The following is a 1,350-nucleotide window of genomic DNA, read 5'->3' as shown; positions in this document are numbered from 1 at the left end:
CATCACTGGCCGAGCAGTTTGAGTTGCTCGCCGCCTGAACGCCCTACCGAGCGACTGGCCCTTTCGCGTCTCCTCTCCAAGTTTGCGACACAACCCTCCCGCTCCGATCAAAATCGAAACCTCGCAGATCAGTATGCGTTTCCCTTATAAAGGCTGATCAAACGGGCAGCTCGCTCAGCACCTTCTCTCTCAGTTCTCGCATCTTCTCAAGGAGAGCCTCGATTGCCGGGTTTGTGGCGCGTGTTTCCGGCCTGAGCAGGCTCACTCTAAACGGAATCGCGGGCACCAATGGAACCACCCTCACCTGCTCGCAGCGTTGCAGGACAGCGGTGAATGGATCGATGATGGCTGTTCCGAGCCCATGCTTCACCATCGCATAGGCAGGCGCCGAGAGGTTCGTCTCATAAATGTGATCGGTTTCCACGCCTGATGATTGGGAGGCCTGATCAAACAAGTGGCGCCCGGGTGCGAACGACGAATAGGAGATGAAGGATGTACCCGATAGATCCTCCATGCTGAGGCTCGAGCGGCCGGCATATGGGTGATTTGCCGGAACGGCGACGACATAGGGGGCGGTACTGAACATCTCCACTCTGAAACCTGAACGCTGATAGGATATCTCGGCAAAGCCAAAATCGATCTGCTGAGCTGCGGCGTACTCCTCGACCCTGGTGGATGTGCGCACGCTCAACGTAACTTTGATGTTCGGCCAGTCTGAATAGAACTGCGACAGCACAAATGGGATGAAGTCGAGCCCTAAGGCGGGCATCGTCGCTATGTTGATCTCGCTCGCCTCTCCTTTCGCCAATCGCAGAGCCGAGATTCGAAGCGAGTCCAAAGAGACATAGGCCCGCTCGATCTCCTTCAACAGAGCGTACGCATGCGCCGTCGGTGTCACCAAGCCCTTGCGCCGCTCGAACAGCTGAACTCCGAGCTCGTACTCGAGCTTGTCGAGCAGGCGGCTGACAGCGGGTTGGCTGCGTCCAAGAATCTGGGCCGCACCGCTCACGGTTCCAGCAAGCATCACAGCTCTGAATGCAGCAAAATAACTCAGATTCATGAGGAGACTCAGCTACTTTTGGAGAACGTGCGGATCCTATCGGGAACACCTCGCATGCACAAAAGGCTACAGCAAGCGGGATGTTGGGGACAAGGATCTGCAAGGCGGGATGTACGGCCTTGCGATCCGGAGTTGAACCGATGACCGACGTCCGTCTCTCCTGCGCGGCGACCGCAACAACATGACGGAACCACATGTCAATGACCGTGGAAACGGGACCCCGCCTTTTCGTGTAAAAGGGACCCCGGTTAGAGCTTGTGAAGGGCACGCCGGTTAGCGCCCGATCAGGC

Annotated in this window: 1 protein-coding gene; it reads right to left on the bottom strand. The window is 57.3% G+C overall.

Annotated features, from left to right (window positions below; all coding sequences use genetic code 11):
- Window positions 1–157 precede the first annotated feature (157 nt).
- Complete coding sequence (locus tag L630_RS0120720; protein WP_024850068.1) at window positions 158–1,060, bottom strand: LysR substrate-binding domain-containing protein; 903 nt, start codon at window positions 1,058–1,060, stop codon at window positions 158–160.
- Window positions 1,061–1,350 lie beyond the last annotated feature (290 nt).

It is taken from the genome of Aminobacter sp. J41, assembly GCF_000526635.1.
GTDB lineage: Bacteria > Pseudomonadota > Alphaproteobacteria > Rhizobiales > Rhizobiaceae > Aerobium.
The sequence above is the reverse complement of the archived record's forward strand: the minus strand, read 5'-3'. Positions and strand labels throughout refer to the sequence as shown.

Bases quoted from the DNA above. Each gene is read 5' to 3' on its own strand.
- L630_RS0120720 (WP_024850068.1), bottom strand. From the start codon at position 1,060: ATGAATCTGAGTTATTTTGCTGCATTCAGAGCTGTGATGCTTGCTGGA.